The sequence below is a fragment of the Thermococcus argininiproducens genome (genome assembly GCF_023746595.1).
GTDB classification, from domain to species: Archaea; Methanobacteriota_B; Thermococci; order Thermococcales; family Thermococcaceae; genus Thermococcus_A; species Thermococcus_A argininiproducens.
The window spans coordinates 1,414,879-1,433,156 of sequence record NZ_CP080572.1; the positions used below are offsets into that span (position 1 = coordinate 1,414,879).

An 18,278-nucleotide genomic window follows, 5' to 3' on the forward strand; every position below is an offset into this window, starting at 1 on the left:
ATTTGTCCTTTTTATGAACTTTCTTAACACATTTTGGACATCCTAAGTATTTGTTATGCTCAAATTTGTGTACAATTCCTTTATCTTACTATTAATGGTCTTTAAAAACTCAACAAACCTTAGATCGAGCCGTTTATACCAAACAACATCAATTCTTTGGATATAAACATCTCACCTATCTTCGTATTCTTAACGGTTCCAGCATCCATTCCTCGGCCATTTCAAAGCCTAAGGCTCTACCTAAAGTCTTAATTTTTCCTTAAGTTCTCGTTCATAATTCTTGGCTACCATAATCTAAAACTCCCTATATCCTCTTTTGTGGTTTCTTCTTTGTCTTTTCCGACGCTTTAGTTTTCCACCAAGGATCACGATATGGACTCCATATTTTTCCTTTGCTTGGTCTACCCATTTGGGGAGATCCTCGACTTCCGCAACCTCTAAGATCACAAAAATAAGATCATCAATGAATCTACCCAGCTCTCCCCTATATCTTTTAATTTGTTCTTCTAACCTCGTCAAACTTCCTCTCTTTGTTGGAACTTTTAACTCCAGTCCCACTTCGTGGCCATCAAGTTCGATTAGTATATCGATTCTATTTCGTTTAAACTGTTGTTCCTTCTCAATTCTTGCCCTATTTTTAAAATATCCTTCCAAATACCTCACTAGTTGTTCTCTAAAATCGTATTCAGGGCTTCTCTCCTTGACTGGTATTTTAGTACTTCTATTCCTTGCTTCTAAAATTTTTTTGACTACATCTTCTTTTTTCTCGTAGTTTTTATATTTCTATTCTCACTCTTTAAATCTTTCTTGAATTTTTCTAATTCATCAATAGATCCTTATATCTAATTCCACATCTTTCGGCTTCATCTATGATCTCGTTTAAACCTAAGATTATTGGCATAGTATTTCACCTACTCATATTTGGTTAGTGTTCTTAGTGGGTTCAGCATCTCAGGCCCAACAACAAAACGGAAAGGATATCTTTGGCGAATCTCATATAATTGCTCCATTGAAAATCTAGACAAAATCTTCTTTTTTATCTCAAACTCTTTTTGCCTGTATTTCTCATCTTCCTTAGAGGTTCGAGATAAGCTGGAGGCTCCAAAACCCCAAAACATATACCTCCCCTCATAATTTCTAGGGAATTCCTCCTAAAATAATTTTCGCTGAGCTTTTACATTTCACCTGCCTTTTCGTCCTAATTTCTGTCTAACATTGACCTCACAAAAATTCATTTGTTACTGAACTATTCCCTTCCATTCATATCGTTATTTATTTCTATCGTATTTGGTTTATAATGGATTTTTTCCCAATAGACTTCTCTTTTTTCAACTACTTCTCTAACTTGTTTCTCTCTACTTGTTAGACTTCCAGATTTCCCTGTTTTTACTTCAACAAAAACAATCCTCTTCATCTCTCCATCGCTTAGTCCATCAAAGACTACAAAATCAACAGGCGTTCCAATAAATCTTGCATCTTTGGGGTTATACTTAAAATCTGGAAAGTAGGGAATTAAGTGTTCCGTAACTTGTCCCATTATAACCGCCTTGCTCTTTTTGATTGCGTCTTCTCTAATCCTCTTCTCCTCCTCTTGTTTCCATCTTTGCAATTCTGCCTCGTATTTTTTCCTAATCCCATCTTCCAGAACTTGTTTTTGAGTTTCTAATTCTTTGCTCTTCCAGTATTCAAAAAGCTCTCGTGCTCTACTCTCTATTTGTCCTTTTAGTTCAGAGTACTTGTACCACAATATAAATACTAAAACCATCAAGATTCCAATTATAATCCACATAATTTCAGGCATTCTATGTTCCTCCTGATAGTATCATTAAGTTGTCATTATTATCTCTGAAATTTTCACAAAGATTACCCCATATCCCTCATTATATCCCAAATTTCTCCAGTTATCAATTTTCTCTACTATCCTACCAACTGCCTTTACATTTCTATCGTTGGGGTTCATAAACATACTCAGGTAAAGATTAGTAAACGGTTTGCTGACTTCTATCATGTTTGCTATATCGTTGTTGGCTATTTTCAATTCTATATTACCATTCTTAGCTTGTCCGAAAAATAAAACGATCCAATCTCCGTAAATTTCCATTGAAAATTCTCCTTTATAGTCTACAAATGCCCATATGTCAATAGGAGTAGGAGCAACCCCATATCCCCATGCTGGAACTTTTCCATCTAATGTAATTTTTCCAGTAATTTTACTTGGGCTGTAGTACCCATTTTCAATCATTTCCGCTGTAAACACTCTTCCATTTTTCCGTTTAAATGTTACTTTCACTATTCCAACACCCTTTGATAGATACATTGTCTCCACACCTTCAAAATAATCTGCAATTTCGGGTAGCGTATTGGATGTTGTGATACTTATTTTAATACATTCTACACAGGTCACATCTCCAATCTTTATTGTACCTAATGCTTCAACTTTGTAAACCATATTACCAAAATCTCCACTCCTACGACTCCATGTACTTCCATCAGTTATATACCTTGGAACGTAAAAAAATGATCCCCAAAAATGAGCCTGATTTCCGATAGTCCCCCCTCTAAATCGCACAATATTTCCCTCTATCTTGTACATAAGGAAACTATTACGAAAATATCCCTTTCCAGAACTTTGATACAATGTAAAAGTCGGACTTTCAGCTACTTTGTGTTGAGCGACTAGTTCAATAATTCCATCTAATCTACTATAATAATCACTAGTTTTGTATTTAATATAGTACCCGGGTTTACTTGGAAAGTAATCAAGTATATCAAAGACTTGTTCCTCTGCAATTACTAACTGACTAGAAATAATTAGAAAGATCATAGAAAACAAATATGCTTTTTTCAATTCCATCCCTCCTTTAATTCAAGAATAAATTCAACAGCTTTCTCAAAATATGACTGGCCATTATAGTAATCTCCTTCAATAAACTTATCCAATGCAGTTTCTAAATTACTGCAGGCTGTAAGATAACTTTCCATATCATTTGCTAATTCGCTTGATAATATACTCATTGTGCCTATTCTCCTTATATCCTCTGAGAGATTGGCATATTGTTTCCCCCTTTCAAAGTATTCCTTAGCTTGTATGAAATTTTCCCTTGCTTTTTGGAAATATTCCGTCGCATTTCTGACAAAGTTTTTCGCTTTTTCGAATTCTCCATTTTCTGTTAAATGTAATGCATCATTAAGATACAATGTTCCAGCCATCATTAAGGACATTCCGGATTTAAAGTATGTATATCCATTAATAGTAGCATTATGCATTTCTCTAATATTCTTTAAACTCCGTAACTCTTCTTCTTTTTCTAACAATGTTTTATTCATTGCACTTATCACTGTGTTTTTCTCATCTATAACTTTCTTCAACTCATTAATTTCCGTTTCGAGCTCACTTATTTGGAACGTTAAGTTTTTCTTCTCTTCTTCAAGTTTTTGCACTTGTTCTAGAAGAGACTCCACTTGAGATTGCAGTTCTGTATTTGTCTCGGTTTTTGTTTCAGTCTTGGTCTCTGTAAAGGTCTTTGTCACTGCTGTTGGAGATGTAGTGTTCGTACATCCACTTATAATAACTATTGCACTTACAAAAAACAAAATAGAAATAATCCCAAGAATCTTTTTTATTTCCTTCATCTTCCTCCCTCATTTCATTATATCTTGGCTTTAATTTACAATAATAATTAAACAATATTCGAAATTCAAATATAAAACTCTTTCTCAAGTTCAAAATACAATCTTATTAAATCAAATTGTTATATCTTAATACTTTTAATTTATTGATAAAACTTACTTATCAAAGGTTAGTCGAAGTTGTTGGAGAACTAAATCAGAGATTAACTAAAATAACTCTAGTTATAAGAGATACCTCACAAAACAGAAGGGTAATAAGAGAGCTAAAAAATAATTCATTCGATATTGAAGTGCGTTCATCTCGTAATCTCCATTCTAAAATAACAATAAACTATAAGGGTCCTTCTATAGAATCTTCAGCAAATTTGCTTATAACAAGTTTGAAAAGAAACTATGAAATCGGTACATACTATCCAAATACTCCTGAGGAACTCCTCCTAGCAGTGGAAGAACTAGTTTCAATCTCCAAACCATTGAAGATAGTTTAAAGTGTGGCCCGCCCGTAACGACCGCTCTCATTGAAGCCATAAGGCACTCTCAAGCGGCTTAACCCAGGCGGGCCAGAATAGTGTACTCGGCCAGGGTTTCCCACGGTCATTGTGCTCCGTAACGCGGAAGGCCCTTCCGTGGGGACCTCGCTATGGCCGAGCTGTTGCCCCTGCATCGCCCCCACCTTCATTAATTGGGTGGGTCCTCGCGCAGGGGCATTATAAATTAGGTATTTCCTTTATAAATCATTATCTATTAATTCGGAGTACCAATTGGAGAAGTTCATTTAGGTCTTCTACATAGTAATCTGCACCTTCTATTCTGCCAAACCTCATAACTTGGACAACTTGCACTCCTGCTTTTTGTGCCGCTAGAATATCCGATAGGGAATCTCCAACCACAAGGGCTTCTGTGGGAAGAGTGTTTAATGCTTTAAGAGCTTTGTTTATGAGATATGGGTTTGGTTTAGCACCATCAAGATACCTGTAATCTTTACCAAAGATAACGTTGAATTGATCTTTTATATTAAAAAGCTCCAATACAAATTCTGTACACTCTTGAGAAGCATTGCTAACAGCTGCAAGCTTTAAACCAAGTTGTTTGAATTCTTTTAATGTTCCGATATCAGGAAAGGCCTTTATTAATCCTCTTTCTGCTGCCCATTTTCTATATTTAAGCTTGGCTTTATCTATAGCTTTCCAGAATTCAACGTGATTTACTCCAAGCTTCTCTACCCAACTTCTTGGAAGTTCTCCTTTTACCATCTTCCTGTAAGTTTCAAAATTAATCTCAATCCCAAGTTTTTTTATTTCCTTCTCTCCCCAGTTTTTGAACCAATCCCTTCCATTGTATCCTTCATAGTAAACCAAGGTTTCGTCCACATCAAATATTAGTCCTTTTATCATCTTCATCACTCTTCCATGGGAAATTTAGATTTTAAAAGTGAAATAAGGATATTCAAACTTATCCGACATCCACTGATAATGAGAACGACGTTCTTGTGTTTGAACCTCTTGAGATCTTTTAAGTATCCTGCAATGGAGAGAGCGGCTGCGCCCTCCACCACCATATGATGCCTTTCTAACATTAGTAGTATAGCGGTTGTGATTTCTTTTTCACTTACTAAAATGAAATCATCCACATATTTTTTACAAAGATCAAAGGTTATTGAGTTTTTCTCGATTCCTCCAGCAGTCCCATCTGCCAGTGTTGGTTTTGATACCATTTGGAGAATCTTTCCTGCTTTTATCGAATGGTACATAACGGCAGAATTTTCTGGTTGAACTCCGATTATCTTTATATTGGGGTTTAAACTCTTTAAGTAACCTGCTATCCCCGATATAAGTCCTCCGCCCCCAACGGGTATGAGAACTGCATCAATCTCTTTTAACTCCCTTTCAAGTTCAATTCCTATAGTTCCTTGTCCTCCGATAATTTTGGGATCGTTATATGGAGGTATGTATATCATCCCATTATTCTCGGCAAATTCTCGTGCAAACTTCTCAGTTTCAACAATATCCTTTCCATAAAATTTGAGTTCCACGTTGTAGTGCTCTATATCCTTGATTTTTGCAGGAGAGGCATTTTCGGGTAGGAAAACAATTCCATTGAGACCAAGCTCGCTAGTGGCATAAGCAAATGCAACTCCATGATTGCCGCTGGATGCAGTAATTATTTTTTTCCTCTTTTCTTCTTCACTTAAAGAAAGCAGTTTGTTGAGTACACCGCGAATTTTGAACGAACCAGTCACTTGAAAGTTCTCTAGCTTTAAATAGACATTAGCATCTCCTTTCTGACTTAAAAAAGGTGAATATTCTAGAGGCGTCTCTCTTATGTATTTTCTAATTCGTTTCTCTGCTTCGGTAACCTCTTTAACCACATCGATCATTGAACCTCTCCCTCGAGTGAGGTTAAAAATTCCCTTAAGCGTTTCAATCCTTCTTTCATAACCTCAGTGGGGTTTCCATATCCTATGCGAAGATGGTTTTCTATGCCGAAGCATGAGCCTGGAACGAGAAATGTACTCTTTTCTTTCATGAGTTTTATGGCAAGTTCTTCTGATGGAATATCGAGGTTATATTTTAGAAATGCAACGGTGCCAGCTTTTGGCGGAACCCAGTCAATTAATGGCTCTTCTCGAATCCAATTCTCAAGAATCCTGAAGTTTGTGTGAAGTATTTTCAAGTTGCGCTCATATATTTTCTTTGCGTTTTTAACTGCAAGTGTAGCGAGCTTCTCTATGAGTATGCTTATGCTTATGGTAGTGTAATCTCTATGAAGGACTAATTCTCTAGCAACATCTTCGTTAGAAGTGGCTATCCACCCAAGGCGCAGGCCTGTTAGGGACAGAGACTTTGAGAAAGAGCTCGTTGCTATTCCCCTATCTGAAATGTCAACTATCGATGGAACGTAGTCATGAGGATTTATATAAAGGCCTCTATATGATTCGTCGTTCAAGACATATGCATTTGCATCCTCAGCAATTTCGCTGATTTCTCTTAGCATTTTTTCATCCAACAGGGCTCCAGTTGGATTGTTAGGGCTATTTATTACTATGAGCTTTGTCTTTTTGTCCACCAACTCATTTAGCTCGTCAAGGTTGGGCCTCCATCCATCCTCTTCATAAAGGTGCCAGAGTTTTACATTGGCACCAAAAGATTCGGGCACACTGTAGAGCTGCTGATATGTAGGGAAGATTGAGATGACAGTATCTCCTGGTTCAACCAAGCTGTAAAAGATCTGAAAGTTAGCATCTATGGCTCCATGAGTTGGGAAAACATTTTCTGCACTTACATGCTTATAAAAACTTGCTAATCCTTCCTTTAATTCTGGAAGTCCCTCAACATACCCATAAGTGAGCCTTAGGTTTTTAATTTCTTCTAAAAAATCTTCTTCTCCTATGAACTCTAGGAATTCTCCAAGAGTAAAGGGTTTCACACAGGTTTCAGCTATGTTTACCTCTACATTATGTTCATGCTCTCCCATAAATCGTTCAACAAGAAAGGGCTTTACCTTCATGACAAGACCACCTAGTTAACAACCTAATCTAGAATGTATATAAATGTTGCTTGAAGTACATTTCAAAGTCGGTAGCAAAAAGGGAGTAAAATATAGGGAAATAGATAAAACAGAGTTAAACGGGTTCTTCAAAAGAGTTCTTCAAGCTTCACATCAATTTTATCTGGGTTAAATGGTAGGACGTGCCTTGTAGTTTTTGGAGAATAAACTTCTCCTCTCTTTACGAGTTCCATGACTTCTTCTTTACTTGGAGCCTTTCTTATGAAGACATAATCGATTTCACCTTTCTCCATGTCCTCTCCTGCATCTTCCTTAAGTCCATAGTATATGAGTTCTATTTCTCCTTCAACACTCATCTCATCAAGCACTTTACTGACTTTTTTCTGTTCATTAATGGCTCCAGGGATGGAGAACTTCTTTTCTTTACCAATTAGAGCAAATGCTATTTCTCCTCTTTCTGCTTTTTCTTCAGCTTCGGAGTCTTCAATGATTTCTAATCCCTCTTTCTTTAGTCTTTCTAGAACCTTCTCAAGGTCTCCCTTAAAAGCAGGATACCATGTGTAGACTTTAACATCATCACTGAAGTAATCTAGGATTACTGAGGGTGCTTTTTTGGCACCAAGTTTTTGTAAACCTGCCCATCTGTGGTGGCCATCTACTATTAGATACATATCTTCTCCTGGAACTTTGGCCAAAAGCATAGGCTTCCAGAAAACTCCAGAGCCAGTTACACTTTCAATAAACGCCTCAAGCTCTTTTTGGACAAGTTGCTCGTGAGGCTTCATTTTGTCAAGTTCAATAAAAACGTATTCAACTTTTTTTGTTGGAATGTTGTATTTTGGAACTTTTTCGACACCCATCCTTCATACCTCCCCTGAAGTTACACTACTGTAAAACATTTCATGGAATAAAAGCTTTTCTTCTCATATGAAGAGCGTTCTCTCTAGCACACTAGTGAATATGCATAAGTAGCCTTGTCTTTCCCTAAGGTACAGACCTCCCAAGGAAACTGACCTCCTCTCTGCCATGAAGAGCAAGGCTTTCAAAAGAAAAAAGTAAATATTTTTCTTTGTTTTCCATGTTTAAATTTTGAAATAAAAAAGCCAACATTTTTGCGAAAACTTTAAATACTACCGTAATCAAAGCCCAACTGTAGCAGTTGTTTCTATTCTCAAGCTAAGAAAATATTCCTAAGGGGTGTGGGCTTTGGACAAAATTAAAGGCACAACAACAGTAGGCATTGTTTGTAGTGATGGAGTAGTCCTAGCTGCGGACAGGAGGGCTTCATTAGGCAACATGGTTATTTCAAGGGAGGTTACAAAAATTTTCCAAGTAGATGACCATTTAGTCCTAGCAGGAGCAGGCAGTGTAGGTGACATTTTAAGCCTTGTTAGAGTTCTCAGAGCACAAGCAAGGTTATACAAGGCAAAAGTTGGCAAAGAGATGAGCACAAAGGCCTTAGCGACACTAACATCCAACGTTTTGAGTGGCAGAAGGTACTTCCCCTATTTTGGCTGGTTCTTAATTGGTGGATATGATGAAAACCCAAAACTTTATTCGATTGATATGGCTGGGGGGATTACCGAAGATAAGTATGTTTCTGCAGGCTCTGGTATGGAGTTTGCGTATTCTGTTTTAGATAATGAATATAATGAAAAAATTACTCTAAAAAAGGGTGTTAAGCTTGCAATAAAAGCTATAAATACAGCAATAAAAAGAGATGTTTTTACTGGAGATGGGATAATGGTAGTTATTATAAGTAAAGAGGGATACAAAGAGCTTTCTAAGGAAGAAGTGGAGAAAATCCTCAAGAAACTTTAATTCTAAGAGGTGATTACGGTGATAAAAAGAGAAACAAGTGTTGATGAGATCTTAAAGGAGATTAGAGAGATTATAAATCAGATGATTCCACGAGAAGCTAGAATAACTGAAGTTGAATTTGAAGGACCAGAACTTGTTATCTATGTTAAAAACCCTGAGGTTGTAATGCAAGATGGTGAGCTCATAAAAAACCTTGCTAAAGTTTTAAAAAAGAGGATTAGTGTTAGGCCTGACCCAGATGTTCTTTTGGCTCCGGAGAGAGCTGAAGAACTGATCAAGGAGATAGTGCCTTCTGAGGCGGAGATAACCAATATCAGTTTTGATCCTTCTGTTGGGGAAGTCATAATTGAGGCTAAAAAGCCGGGATTAGTTATCGGAAAAAATGGAGAAACCCTTAGAGAGATTACACAAAAAGTTTATTGGGCACCCAAAGTTATTAGAACACCTCCTTTACAGTCTCAGACAATATACTCAATTAGAGGAATACTTCAATCAGAGAGCAAAGATAGAAGGAAATTTTTGAGACAAGTAGGGAAAAACATATACAGAAAGCCAGAACTTAAAAGCGATTGGATAAGAATAACGGGTCTTGGTGGTTTTAGGGAAGTTGGAAGAAGCGCTTTGTTACTTCAAACAAATGAAAGCTTTGTATTAGTAGATTTTGGAGTTAATGTCGCTGAGCTTAATGACCCCAAAAAAGGACTTCCTCATTTTGAGGCCCCAGAATTTACATATGTCCTTAAAGAGGGCCTGCTTGATGCTATAATAATTACTCATGCTCACTTAGACCACTCTGGTTTATTGCCGTATCTATTTAGATATAACCTCTTTGATGGTCCCATTTATGCAACACCCCCAACAAGGGACTTGATGGTTCTCCTTCAGAAAGACTTCATTGAAATTCAGCAAAGTAATGGAGTTGAGCCACTTTACAGAATGAAGGATATTAAGGAAGTCGTCAAGCACACTATAACCCTCGATTATGGAGAAGTTAGAGACATCTCACCGGACCTTAGACTTACCTTACATAATGCTGGTCATATTCTCGGTTCCTCAATAGCTCATCTTCATGTTGGAAATGGACTTCACAACATTGCCGTAACTGGAGATTTCAAATTTGTTCCAACAAAGCTCTTTGAACCAGCGAATGCAAAGTTTCCCAGGCTAGAGACTCTTATCATGGAGTCCACATATGGTGGAAGTAGAGATTACCAAATGCCAAGAGAAGAGGCAGAAAAGCGCCTTATTGAGGTAATTTTGCAAACAATAAAACGCAAAGGAAAAGTTTTAATCCCCGCCATGGCCGTTGGAAGGTCTCAGGAGATCATGATAGCATTGGAGGAATACGCCAGAGTTGGGGGTTTAGATGCTCCAATTTATCTTGATGGAATGATTTGGGAGGCCACGGCAATACATACAGCGTATCCAGAATACTTGAGCAAGAATCTGAGGAATCAGATATTCCATGAAGGTTACAATCCCTTCCTAAACGAGATCTTTAAACCTGTTGCCAATGCTAGTGAAAGAAAAGATATAATAGAGAGTGAGGAGCCTGCTATAATCATAGCATCTTCAGGTATGTTAGTGGGTGGTCCGAGCGTTGAATATTTCAAGAATTTAGCTCCAGATCCAAGGAATTCTCTCATCTTTGTGAGCTATCAGGCAGAAGGCACTCTAGGTAGACAAGTTCAGAGGGGTCTTAGAGAGATACCAATGATTGGAGAGGGTGGAAGAACAGAAGCCATCCAGATAAACATGGAGATCCACACAATAGATGGATTCTCCGGTCACGCAGATAGAAGAGAGTTAATGAGCTATGTTGCAAGGGTAAAACCAAGACCAGAGAGGGTAATTACTGTACACGGAGAACCTCAAAAGTGTTTAGATTTGGCTTCAAGCATTCACAAGAAATTTGGTATCTCAACAAGGGCTCCTAACAATTTGGATGCAATTAGACTCAAGTGATCTTTCCTTAATTTTTTGGTGAGTAAATATGATAAAGTGTCCCAAGTGTGGAAGGGAATATACCTCTCTCCTCCCTCCAAAATGTTCATGTGGAACTCCACTTGAGATTAGATATGACTATTCCAAAGTAAAAATAAATAAATGGAAATCCCGGGAAAAAGGAGTTTGGAAATATAAAGAGCTTCTTCCTCCTGTTGAAAAAGTAATCTCTCTTAAGGAGGGGGGGACACCTTTAGTAAGGGCTAAGCTTGGGGAGAAAGTGGGACTTGAGGTTTTTATTAAGGATGAGACCCGAAACCCTACGGGATCTTTTAGAGATAGGTTAGCAACAGTAGGCGTTTCTTATGGCCTTCCTTGGAGTAACAATGGGTTTATTGTGGCGAGTGATGGAAATGCAGCGGCATCATTGGCAGCGTATGCTGCTAGGGCAAATAAAGAAGCATTTGTCGTTGTCCCTAAAAAGGTAGATCGTGGGAAGCTTATCCAGATGATAGCATTTGGAGCAAAGATTATAAGGTATGGTGACAGCGTGGACGAGTGCATTGAATATGCATCAGAACTCTCCCGATTAAATGGCCTTTATGATATAACTCCTGAAAATAATATAATTGGAGTGGAAGGTCAGAAGACTCTTGCGTTCGAACTCTGGGAGGAAGTTAATCCTACTCATGTCATAGTTCCTACAGGAAGTGGGAGTAATATTTACAGTATATACAAAGGTTTCAAAGAACTTTTAGAGATAGGTGTTATCGAGGAGTTTCCAAAGTTAATTGCAGTACAAACTGAGAACTGTTCCCCAATAGCAGCGGAAATAATAGACATACCAGCAAAGAGGGATTTTACAAAAGCCCTTGGTCTCTATGTAAAGGATCCTATCAACAAAGAACTTGCAATAAATGCTATAAAAGAAAGTAAAGGGACTGCAGTAGTAATAAGAGAAGACGAGCTCGATCTTGGGGAAAGAGTACTTGCCAAAGAGGGCGTTTTTGCAGAGTATTCTTCAGCAGTGGTAATTCCTGCTTTGCTTAAACTTCATGAGGGGGGTTATTTCGAGAAGGATGACAAGATAGCATTAGTTATAACCGGTTCTGGGCTTAAGAGTTACTATGTGGAGGAAAAGGAACGGTTTTCAATAGGTGGCACAAAATTGAATATACTAAAGCTGCTAAGAGAAAAGCCGATGTATGGATACGAAGTCTGGGAGAATCTAGAGAAACCTATAAAGTACCAAGCTGTTTATCAGCATGTAAAAGAACTCGAGAGTCTGGGATTAATAGAAGAAGCTTATAAACGTGGAAGAAGGACATATTACCGACTTACTGAAAAGGGACAAAGACTCCTTGAGAACTTTGAGGAATAATGGAAAGTATTTTAAATGAATCTTTAAACTAAGTTTTAGGTGATAAAGGGTGAATGTTGAAAACAAGATGTCACTCATATTTTATACAATTGGCGCAGTGGCAGGGATTATTAGCGGAGTACTCTCAACTCAGGCTCAAATGGGGTATCTTGCGGGGCTACTAGTATACTTAGTATCACCGAAAATAGTTATGGCTGTTGTTAAGGATCTTCCTGAGGAATTTAAAGATGATAGAATCCTTCTTAGAAAGGGAATGTGGGGATTCTTGTTATTCTGGCTCTACTTCACGTTGTTTAGCTACAATCTAATCATCCAGCCAGAACCGAAGTTTTATTCAAATCAATCACTTCTTTACAACATAACGAAGGGATGATACATGGAAGAGCTAAAAAGACTGGTTGCAAAAGAGGCATTGAAGTTTATTGATGACGACATGATCATTGGTCTAGGTACGGGATCGACCACTGCTTATTTCATTCAAATGCTTGGGAAAAAGCTAATGACAGGAGAACTTGAGGACATTTATGGTATTCCAACCTCTCACCAATCTCGCCTTTTGGCCCTAGAAAGCGGTGTTCCTGTGGTAAGTCTTGATGAGGTTGATGCAATAGATATCGCTGTTGATGGAGCTGATGAAGTTGATCCACACCTTAATCTGATTAAAGGAAGAGGAGCAGCATTAACAATGGAGAAGATCATTGAGTATAGAGCTGGAACTTTCATAGTACTTGTTGATGAGAGCAAACTAGTAGAGTATCTCGGGCAGAGGGTACCGGTGCCAATTGAAGTTATTCCTGCTGCTTGGAGGGCTATTAAAGAAGAGTTAGAAGTATTTAATGCAACAGCAGAACTCAGAATGGGAACTAAGAAGGATGGCCCTATAATTACGGATAATGGGAACTTTATCCTCGATGCAAAGTTTGAAAAGATTGAGGATCCTCTGGACATGGAAATTGAACTCAACAATATTCCTGGGGTTGTGGAAAACGGTATCTTTGCAGATATTGCTGATATTGTTCTGGTTGGCACAAAAGAGGGTGTCAAAAAGTTAGAGAGATGAATTCTTTAAATAACTAAAAAATAAAAGAACTTAACTTTCTATTCTTTCTGCCAAGTTTAGCACAATTCTAAGTGTATTTTGGTCCCTCTCTACCCGGATCCATAAGCGGTTAAATTTTGATAAATCTTTGACGACTTCTGGGTTTTCTGTGAATCTTCTGTAAAAGTACTTCACAAATTCTGTGTGAAATGTGGGGGTGTAATAATCTATGAAATTAGGCAGTTCAAGCTTCCAAGTACTTCTATTTGCATAGCCATATGGAAGATGAACTTTTTTATCAATATCAGAGATATAGAAATCCCTGCTTAGGTTTGGGTAATTTTCGAGAAATAATTCCATTAGATCGTTCGCCATTACTGCCAGGTTTGCTGATGTGAAGTCATAATTTCTATTCTTGAAGTCTTCAGCAAGCATTATTCCAATTATCTTTATTGTGAGGTTTTCGCCACTTTTCTGTATTTCGTACACTGTAGCGTTTGAAATAAGCAGTTTTTCTTCTCTATAAAGGGCCCACTTATTGTAATATGTGCCCAGATCCATGGGGGGCAAATTTTGATCCAAAAGGAAGTATTCGCCATCGATTTTAATTGCTCCTGCTGTATGTTTTGTACTTGAGTTTTCAAAGTTAATTTCAAATGCATATACTGGGGAATAGTCCATTTCTAGGAGTAGAGCTAGCGTTAAGATTGTGTAATCTGTACATATTCCTTTCCCTTTTTTGATAGTCTCATATGGAGTTTGGATTTCTGTTCCTTCTCCCCCTGTAACCCCAATAATAGTCCCGTTTTCAGAAATTTGTATTATTGGAGCTGGGAGGGAGGCTTTGTAGTGGTCATATTCGATGTTATTCTGAAGCCATTCTAGAATGCTCCACGCACTTTCTTGTACAGTTTGCCCCTTTAACTCTATTGCAAGATAGGAGATTTTTGTTAGTTCATTTGAACTTAAGCCACATTTTAGGGCTTCTTTGAATATGTATCTCCAAATACTGGGACAGGTGCTCTCAGGTAAAGGAGTAGTAGTTTCTATAGTAGTTATAGTCGTAGTGATGCTTGTGCTTGTGGTTTCTATAGTGGTTTGTGAGGGTGTAGTGGTGGTAGTGGGGGAGGGGGTTGAGGTTGTTAAAGTCGGCAGCGGCTCTTTTGTCTCACCTTTTGTTCTGGTTGTAAAGTACCATGCACTAAAAGAGAGAAGAATCAATAGTATAAGTAATCCTGCTATGAGTTTTATTTTTGAAGTATCCTTAGACAAAGTGGTTGCCTCCTTTATTGTTCATCTTATAGGGTTAAGTATTCCTTTTATTTAACAATTTTTGTATACTGTATGAAAAAGAAAAATATCCTGTCTTCTTGTCTCTATTGAAATCGCCACATTAAAGGAAGAATAAGTTACAAATTAGAAGTTTTTACGTAAAACACATAGCTATGGGATAGAAACTTAGAAGTTTTTTTCATATTCAAATTTAAAGACCATAATCTTTTTAAAACTAAGGGGATGTATAGAAAAATGAACCCTGCGAAATGCGCGGGGGTTGCCGAGCCTGGTCAAAGGCGGTGGACTCAAGATCCACTCCCGTAGGGGTTCAGGGGTTCAAATCCCCTCCCCCGCACCATTAATATGCTCGAATGCTTTTCTCCTAGGTTTTCAAAATCTCTTGTCACATTTACAATTTTCAAATATTCATGAAATATCTTCAATTTATTGACAGCTTTAAAGAAGTTTTTTTCAAAAATTCGATAACTCTTTCAATATGTCATCGAATTCTAAATTCAAGGTTATATTATTTTGATATTTATCAAATATTTATTGAGTATTAAATATTTTCAAAAATAGTGCCAATATTTAAAAATAACCAAAGTTGAGTACTGACACTATGACAATTAAATATGCAAAAAGAATTAAATACTTAGTAATAGCAACAATATGACGAAAATCTACTGGAGGGTTTAAATATGTTGCGAAAAATCTCTTTTGGAAAAAATTTGGTATTTGGATTGATTGCCTTGGTGGTCCTGTCCTTCGTGGCAGGATGTATTGGGGGACAAACACAACCTTCAGAAACCCAAACTGCTCCGACAGAAACGTATGAGTTCAAAATGGCTACGTTCTATCTAGCCGGTGACCCAGGATTTGAAATTGCTCAACATTTTGCTGACACAGTTGAAAAAATGTCCAATGGCAGGATAAAAATTGAGGTATATCAGGCAGGAGAGCTTGGTTTCCCCGTAACTGAAATCGTGGACTCCACAGCCAATGGCGTGGTTGATATGGCTATATTCTATAGTAGCTATTTAGCCTCTCAAGACCCAATTATGGCTCTTTCTGGAGGTAAACCAGGACCACTCTCAAACCCATATGAGGTTTTCTTCCAAGTAAAAGGTGTTGAAGACCTCATTAAAGCCACATTTGAAAAGTTTGGAGTGGTTTATATAGGACCAATGATATATGGAGAGCCAGAAATTCTCGTTACAACAACTCCTATAAACAAACTCGATGACCTAAATGGTAAAATCTTAAGGTCTTCTGGTATGGCAGCGGTATTTTATAATACCCTCGGTGCTCAGGCCATGATGATGGCTTCTGGAGAACTTTACCAAGCTCTACAGCTTGGAACAATAGACGGTCTTGAGTGGACAGACTATACTGCCGATTATAAGATGGGTTTCCATGAGGTTGCTAAGTATGTTCTTGAGCCAACTCCGGGTGTAAACTTGCACAGCGAAGCAACCATCCACGCTTACTTGATAATTAACCCAGCAGTATGGGAGAAACTCCCAGAAGACTTGAAGGAGATCATTAGAGCTGCCAACATGGAGACTTACCTCTGGGGTAGCCACTATGTTAACTCATTAAACAGAGAGTACAGAACCAAGTGGGTTGAAGCAGGTGCTACAATCACCAGACTACCACCTGAAGACAATGCAAAGGTAATTGAAACTGCAATGGGCTTATATGTTGAATATGCCAAAAAGAGCCCAGAGGCCCGTGAATACGTCACCAGACTTGTTGAAATCTGGAGAGAACTGGGTCACGAGGACTGGGCTAATGCATTAGATGCCGCTTTAAAGCAAGGCTAAAAAGAGGTGATTAACCTTGGATCTAATAAGCAGGATTAATTCCAAACTTTCTTTTTTTATTATGTATTCTACGTTGATTATAACCCTGGTTGTAGTATACGAAGTGGGCACGAGATACTTCTTGCACAGAGCAGATTCTAGAGCTATCTTTGTCTCTGTATGGCTTTATGGAATGTTATTTGCTCTAGGAGGGGCATACACCCTACGAGAAGGCGGGCATGTATCAGTGGATATAATATATAGAAAAGTGCCAGAAACACTTAGAAAAATATTAGATATCGTGGATATTGGTATAGTGTTCATTTCTGGAGTTATATTGGTTCTAGTAGGAGCCCCAATTGCATGGAGATCATTCATGATTAGAGAAGTAGACTCTAGTTTGGGAATAGTTTTTGCCCCCCCGATATGGTGGTACAAGTGGGTTGCTGTAATATCAGTGGTCCTTATAACGCTCCAAACCATTCCAATGATGTTAGAGAAGATTAAGCAATGGAGGTGACTCATCATGGCTAACATGCTTATGCCATTTGTAATGTTCCTGTTCCTCTTTGGACTTATATTGTTAAATGTACCGGTAGCTTTTGCACTGTTCTTCACTTCGATGGTATTTGGGTTGATTTTCTGGGGATGGAATGGTTTGTATGTCACTTTTCAAGGAGTATGGAGCTTAATGAATAATTGGGCTCTTGTAGCTTTACCCCTGTTTGTGTTCATGTCCGCGCTTCTTGAGAAGAGTGGTGTAGCTGATGAGTTATTTACTACCTTCTATAAGCTTTTGGGTAGAATTAGGGGTTCTTTGGCAGTGATAGCGATAATTTTGGGTTATACTATTGGGGCAATGTCCGGAGTTATAGCAGCTGCCATAGCCAGTTTGGCACTAATTATATATCCTCTTATGGTTAGACATGGATACGATAAGAAGCTCGCCATAGGTTCAATACTAGCAGCTGGTACACTTCCCCAAGTGGTTCCTCCAAGTTTTAATATGATCGTTTATGGTTCTGTTGCTGGAGTTTCTGTTGGAAAACTCTTTGCTGGTGGACTTGGAGTCGGTACAGTCATGGCCTTGGTCTTCAGTATTTATGTGCTTGTATGGAGTCACTTAAACAAAGACAAAGTACCAGTATTTGCTGAGGAGGAGATCACTCTCAAAGAAAAGATAATCTCACTTAAATACCTAATTGGGCCGCTTGCTATAATACTTGGTGTACTTGGGTCAATATTCACAGGAATAGCAACGCCAACAGAAGCTTCTGGTGTAGGAGCATTCTTGAGTCTAATCTATGTTACTGTGAGAAGAAAACTAAATAGGAAAGTCATGGAGGACTCGTTGCTGGTTACATTAAAAGTGACTTCTATGGCATGTTGGATAATGGCTGGGGGCTCAGCATTTAGTTCAGTTTTCAGTGGAATTGGAGGCAAGAGGTTAGTGGTTGATCTGCTTATGTCACTTCCAGCAGCAAAAGTTACAGTTCTAATATTTTCACTAGCCTTAATATTCTTCCTTGGAATGTTCGTAGATCCAGTCTCAATCATAATGATAATGACTCCAATACTAACACCAGCAGTTACTAACTTGGGCTATGACCCTCTATGGTGGGGTGTGGCATTTACCTCAATGCTCCTGGTCTCGTATCTTACTCCTCCAGTAGGGCTTGGACTATACTACTTTAAAGGGGCTATTGATGAAGTTTCAATGGACGAGATATATCAAGCAGTGCTTCCATTTATCGTATTGCAAGTGATAGCAATAGTCATTATAATTCTAAAACCGGAAATAGTCCTATGGTTCATAAAGACCCTATCGAGAGGAGGATAAATTTCACCAATCCCCTTATTCTATTTTTTGTTCCTTAAG

18 protein-coding genes and 1 tRNA gene are annotated in these 18,278 nt (G+C 38.0%); 10 read left to right on the forward strand and 9 right to left on the reverse strand.

The window, feature by feature from the left end; translation table 11 throughout:
- Positions 1 to 294 precede the first annotated feature (294 nt).
- The 4 genes from K1720_RS07615 to K1720_RS07630 form a co-directional block, all read right to left on the reverse strand.
- On the reverse strand, positions 295 to 663 hold the full coding sequence (locus K1720_RS07615; RefSeq protein WP_251948190.1) for a hypothetical protein: 369 nt from the start codon (positions 661 to 663) through the stop codon (positions 295 to 297).
- Between the two features lie 583 nt (positions 664 to 1,246).
- Entirely contained in the window at positions 1,247 to 1,801 is a 555-nt protein-coding gene (locus K1720_RS07620) for a Holliday junction resolvase-like protein (RefSeq protein ID WP_251948192.1), read from the reverse strand.
- 24 nt (positions 1,802 to 1,825) lie between these two features.
- Positions 1,826 to 2,854, reverse strand: coding sequence for a hypothetical protein (locus K1720_RS07625; protein WP_251948194.1), 1,029 nt, complete (start codon positions 2,852 to 2,854; stop codon positions 1,826 to 1,828).
- Positions 2,845 to 3,633: a coiled-coil domain-containing protein gene (locus K1720_RS07630; protein ID WP_251948196.1), complete on the reverse strand. Its 789-nt coding sequence runs from the start codon at positions 3,631 to 3,633 to the stop codon at positions 2,845 to 2,847. The genes K1720_RS07625 and K1720_RS07630 overlap by 10 nt, the downstream gene beginning before the upstream one ends.
- A 143-nt stretch (positions 3,634 to 3,776) precedes the next feature.
- Between K1720_RS07630 and K1720_RS07635 the strand changes: the two genes are divergently transcribed.
- Positions 3,777 to 4,118: a hypothetical protein gene (locus tag K1720_RS07635; RefSeq protein ID WP_251948198.1), complete on the forward strand. Its 342-nt coding sequence runs from the start codon at positions 3,777 to 3,779 to the stop codon at positions 4,116 to 4,118.
- Between the two features lie 249 nt (positions 4,119 to 4,367).
- Here K1720_RS07635 and K1720_RS07640 read toward each other — a convergent pair whose 3' ends face one another.
- The 4 genes from K1720_RS07640 to serK form a co-directional block, all read right to left on the reverse strand.
- On the reverse strand, positions 4,368 to 5,024 hold the full coding sequence (locus tag K1720_RS07640) for an HAD family hydrolase (RefSeq protein WP_251948200.1): 657 nt from the start codon (positions 5,022 to 5,024) through the stop codon (positions 4,368 to 4,370).
- A 5-nt stretch (positions 5,025 to 5,029) separates the two neighbouring features.
- A complete protein-coding gene (locus K1720_RS07645) occupies positions 5,030 to 6,007 on the reverse strand; it encodes a threonine/serine dehydratase (RefSeq protein WP_251948202.1) in 978 nt (325 codons plus the stop codon).
- The gene (locus K1720_RS07650) at positions 6,004 to 7,137 is read right to left on the reverse strand and encodes an aminotransferase class I/II-fold pyridoxal phosphate-dependent enzyme (RefSeq protein ID WP_251948204.1); all 1,134 of its coding nucleotides are present in this window, start codon (positions 7,135 to 7,137) and stop codon (positions 6,004 to 6,006) included. The genes K1720_RS07645 and K1720_RS07650 overlap by 4 nt, the downstream gene beginning before the upstream one ends.
- 128 nt (positions 7,138 to 7,265) lie before the next feature.
- The gene (serK, locus tag K1720_RS07655; protein WP_055283504.1) at positions 7,266 to 7,997 is read right to left on the reverse strand and encodes an L-serine kinase SerK; all 732 of its coding nucleotides are present in this window, start codon (positions 7,995 to 7,997) and stop codon (positions 7,266 to 7,268) included.
- A 337-nt stretch (positions 7,998 to 8,334) separates the two neighbouring features.
- On the opposite strand from serK, the gene psmB reads away from it, so the two are divergent.
- From psmB to rpiA, 5 genes are all read left to right on the forward strand, one after another.
- Positions 8,335 to 8,958 carry an archaeal proteasome endopeptidase complex subunit beta gene (gene psmB / locus K1720_RS07660; RefSeq protein WP_251948205.1) on the forward strand — a complete coding sequence of 208 codons (624 nt, stop codon included), beginning with the start codon at positions 8,335 to 8,337 and terminating at the stop codon, positions 8,956 to 8,958.
- An 18-nt stretch (positions 8,959 to 8,976) separates the two neighbouring features.
- Positions 8,977 to 10,923 carry a beta-CASP ribonuclease aCPSF1 gene (locus K1720_RS07665; RefSeq protein ID WP_251948207.1) on the forward strand — a complete coding sequence of 649 codons (1,947 nt, stop codon included), beginning with the start codon at positions 8,977 to 8,979 and terminating at the stop codon, positions 10,921 to 10,923.
- Positions 10,924 to 10,951: 28 nt separating this feature from the next.
- Entirely contained in the window at positions 10,952 to 12,283 is a 1,332-nt protein-coding gene (locus K1720_RS07670; protein ID WP_251948209.1) for a pyridoxal-phosphate dependent enzyme, read from the forward strand.
- 67 nt (positions 12,284 to 12,350) lie between these two features.
- Positions 12,351 to 12,656 (forward strand): hypothetical protein, encoded by a 306-nt coding sequence (locus K1720_RS07675; RefSeq protein ID WP_423837312.1) that lies wholly within the window; start codon positions 12,351 to 12,353, stop codon positions 12,654 to 12,656.
- A gap of 3 nt (positions 12,657 to 12,659) precedes the next feature.
- Positions 12,660 to 13,343: a ribose-5-phosphate isomerase RpiA gene (rpiA, locus tag K1720_RS07680; protein WP_055283497.1), complete on the forward strand. Its 684-nt coding sequence runs from the start codon at positions 12,660 to 12,662 to the stop codon at positions 13,341 to 13,343.
- A 30-nt stretch (positions 13,344 to 13,373) separates the two neighbouring features.
- Here the strand turns inward: rpiA and K1720_RS07685 are convergent, their stop codons facing one another.
- Positions 13,374 to 14,594 (reverse strand): transglutaminase-like domain-containing protein, encoded by a 1,221-nt coding sequence (locus K1720_RS07685; RefSeq protein WP_251948213.1) that lies wholly within the window; start codon positions 14,592 to 14,594, stop codon positions 13,374 to 13,376.
- A 273-nt stretch (positions 14,595 to 14,867) separates the two neighbouring features.
- Here K1720_RS07685 and K1720_RS07690 point away from each other — a divergent pair.
- The 4 genes from K1720_RS07690 (at position 14,868) to K1720_RS07705 (ending at position 18,239) form a co-directional block, all read left to right on the forward strand.
- Positions 14,868 to 14,955: transfer RNA gene (locus K1720_RS07690), tRNA-Leu, on the forward strand.
- A gap of 340 nt (positions 14,956 to 15,295) precedes the next feature.
- On the forward strand, positions 15,296 to 16,420 hold the full coding sequence (locus tag K1720_RS07695) for a TRAP transporter substrate-binding protein (RefSeq protein WP_251948215.1): 1,125 nt from the start codon (positions 15,296 to 15,298) through the stop codon (positions 16,418 to 16,420).
- Between the two features lie 61 nt (positions 16,421 to 16,481).
- Positions 16,482 to 16,919 (forward strand): TRAP transporter small permease subunit, encoded by a 438-nt coding sequence (locus K1720_RS07700; RefSeq protein ID WP_251948217.1) that lies wholly within the window; start codon positions 16,482 to 16,484, stop codon positions 16,917 to 16,919.
- A gap of 6 nt (positions 16,920 to 16,925) precedes the next feature.
- Entirely contained in the window at positions 16,926 to 18,239 is a 1,314-nt protein-coding gene (locus K1720_RS07705; protein ID WP_251948219.1) for a TRAP transporter large permease, read from the forward strand.
- Positions 18,240 to 18,278 lie beyond the last annotated feature (39 nt).

Coding starts and splice junctions, on each gene's coding strand:
- rpiA (WP_055283497.1), top strand. CDS start 12,660: ATGGAAGAGCTAAAAAGACTGGTTGCAAAAGAGGCATTGAAGTTTATT.
- K1720_RS07670 (WP_251948209.1), top strand. CDS start 10,952: ATGATAAAGTGTCCCAAGTGTGGAAGGGAATATACCTCTCTCCTCCCT.
- K1720_RS07620 (WP_251948192.1), bottom strand. CDS start 1,801: ATGCCTGAAATTATGTGGATTATAATTGGAATCTTGATGGTTTTAGTA.
- K1720_RS07650 (WP_251948204.1), bottom strand. CDS start 7,137: ATGAAGGTAAAGCCCTTTCTTGTTGAACGATTTATGGGAGAGCATGAA.
- K1720_RS07630 (WP_251948196.1), bottom strand. CDS start 3,633: ATGAAGGAAATAAAAAAGATTCTTGGGATTATTTCTATTTTGTTTTTT.
- K1720_RS07640 (WP_251948200.1), bottom strand. CDS start 5,024: ATGATAAAAGGACTAATATTTGATGTGGACGAAACCTTGGTTTACTAT.
- K1720_RS07645 (WP_251948202.1), bottom strand. CDS start 6,007: ATGATCGATGTGGTTAAAGAGGTTACCGAAGCAGAGAAACGAATTAGA.
- K1720_RS07675 (WP_423837312.1), top strand. CDS start 12,351: ATGTCACTCATATTTTATACAATTGGCGCAGTGGCAGGGATTATTAGC.
- serK (WP_055283504.1), bottom strand. CDS start 7,997: ATGGGTGTCGAAAAAGTTCCAAAATACAACATTCCAACAAAAAAAGTT.
- K1720_RS07695 (WP_251948215.1), top strand. CDS start 15,296: ATGTTGCGAAAAATCTCTTTTGGAAAAAATTTGGTATTTGGATTGATT.
- K1720_RS07705 (WP_251948219.1), top strand. CDS start 16,926: ATGGCTAACATGCTTATGCCATTTGTAATGTTCCTGTTCCTCTTTGGA.
- K1720_RS07625 (WP_251948194.1), bottom strand. CDS start 2,854: ATGGAATTGAAAAAAGCATATTTGTTTTCTATGATCTTTCTAATTATT.
- K1720_RS07700 (WP_251948217.1), top strand. CDS start 16,482: ATGTATTCTACGTTGATTATAACCCTGGTTGTAGTATACGAAGTGGGC.